The organism is Mesorhizobium sp. M7A.F.Ca.CA.002.05.1.1, from assembly GCF_003998335.1.
Taxonomy (GTDB): Bacteria; Pseudomonadota; Alphaproteobacteria; order Rhizobiales; family Rhizobiaceae; genus Mesorhizobium.
Genome location: NZ_RZQI01001398.1, coordinates 1 through 944 on the forward strand (window position 1 = coordinate 1; position 944 = coordinate 944).

Genomic DNA, 944 nt, shown 5'->3' on the forward strand with positions numbered 1-944 from the left:
CGATCAGCCAGGTCCATGCCAGTGGTTCGGTTGTCGGTGGCGACAACATCGGCGGCCTGGTCGGGTTCAATGTCGGCGCCATCAGCGACGGCTATTCCACAGTCGCCGTGCTTGGACTTCTGGGCGCTACCGGCGTTGGCGGCAGCGTCGGCTTTTCCTGGGGCACGGTCACCAATGTCTATTTCGACACCACCACGTCAGGAACGACGACGGGCGTTGCCGGCCAAGGCGCTGCAGGCGTCACCAGCACCGGCCTGACCACGGCACAGCTGCAGGGCGGCGGCGCCACCAGCTTGAGCTCCGCTTTCGTCGGCGGAACCGGCGGTCTCTACCCGTATCTGAACAGTTTCTATCCAAACGGCATCCAGGCGATCTCCGGCATCGCCTACAAGGATGGCGGCATCACACCGCTCTCGTCGGCCACGCGACAGCCCTACTATGCAAAAAATCCCGGTTGGGTCACCGGCGTCTCGAACGGTGTCGACATCGGCACGGTGACCACGGGCGTCAACGGTTACTACTACATCGCCGTGCCGACCGGCTGGATATCGGACAGCGTGCTGGCCTACACCGTTCGCGATTCGCATCCGGACGACAGTTCCGGGGCTCAGAACGGCGTGACATTTCGCACCGGGCTTGCGGGCGGGAATGTCTCCAACCTGAACGTCTATGGCAACTGGCGTCTCGACGAGGCGGACAGTTCGATCACGTCTCTTTCGGCGCTGCAGGACGCCGCTGCAGCGACTGTCGGATCGACCTATGTCGGCAGCCTGTCCTTCGCCAACTGGCAGATCGAAACGGCGGCCACCACCTTCGCGATCGACCGGGCGGTGTCGATCGGCGCCGGCACGCTAGCGCTGTCGTCGAACGGCACGGTCACGCAGACGCACGGGCTGGCGGCGGCATCGCTGCTGCTCGGCGGCGCCGGCGACTTCAACTTGAAC

General features: G+C 64.6%; 1 protein-coding gene. It reads left to right on the forward strand.

All coding sequences use genetic code 11. From position 1 onward, the window contains the following. On the forward strand, nt 1-944 hold a 944-nt coding region (locus EN939_RS38395), incomplete at both ends, for a hypothetical protein (protein WP_442919598.1).